The organism is Caballeronia sordidicola, from assembly GCF_000729995.1.
GTDB classification, from domain to species: domain Bacteria; phylum Pseudomonadota; class Gammaproteobacteria; order Burkholderiales; family Burkholderiaceae; genus Caballeronia; species Caballeronia sordidicola_A.
The window spans coordinates 1-838 of the sequence record NZ_JNFG01000101.1; the positions used below are offsets into that span (position 1 = coordinate 1).

General features: G+C 61.1%; 1 protein-coding gene. It reads left to right on the top strand.

Translation table 11 applies throughout. From position 1 onward, the window contains the following. Nucleotides 1-41 precede the first annotated feature (41 nt). On the top strand, nucleotides 42-838 hold a 797-nt coding region (locus FH08_RS0133880), incomplete at its 3' end, for a VOC family protein (protein ID WP_031362611.1).

The window sequence follows — 838 nt, forward strand, 5'->3', positions numbered from 1 at the left end:
GACAGTCCGCTGGCGTGGGCGAACTGAACAGGAGCAATGGCATGACGATTCTAGGCATTGAGCAAATCAAATATGGCGTGACGGATCTGGCGACCTGCAGATCTTTCTTTAAGGACTGGGGTTTGACTGAGGTGGCGCACGACGAGCGGGAGGTCCGCTTCGAGTCGCTCAACGGCTGCACGGTGATCGCGGTGGAGTCGAACGACACGTCTTTGCCTCCGGCGTTCGAGGAAGGATCGACGTTGCGTGAAGTGACCTGGGGCGTGGCGAGCCGGGTCGAACTGGATGCGTTGCGAGGCCGGTTCGCGGGCCAGCCGGGGCATTTCGAGTCTGATGACGCGGTCGGATGTATCGATCCGACGGGCATGGCCATTCGGGTGGAGGTGACGCGCAAGCGCGAGATCGACATCAAGGGATCGACCTCGAACACGTGGGGCCAGGCGACTCGCGTGGATAGCCCGGGGGTGATCTATGACCATGCCGAGCCGATCGAAGTTGGGCACGTGGTGCTGTTCACGAATCGTCTTGCGGAACAGGAAAAGTTCTATCACGAACTGTTGGGCTTTGAGGTGTCGGATCGCTACCCGGGGCGCGGCACGTTCATGCGCTGCGCGGCGCACGGCGGCCATCACGATCTGTTCATGCTGCAGTTGCCCAACGGGAAGCCGGGGCTCAATCACGTAGCGTTCACGGTACGGGACATCCACGAAGTGTTTGGCGGGGGCTTGCATGTGAGCCGCTGCGGATGGACGACGAAGCTGGGCCCGGGACGCCATCCGATCTCGTCGGCGTACTTCTGGTATTTCGACAATCCAGCCGGCGGGTTGATCGAGTATTA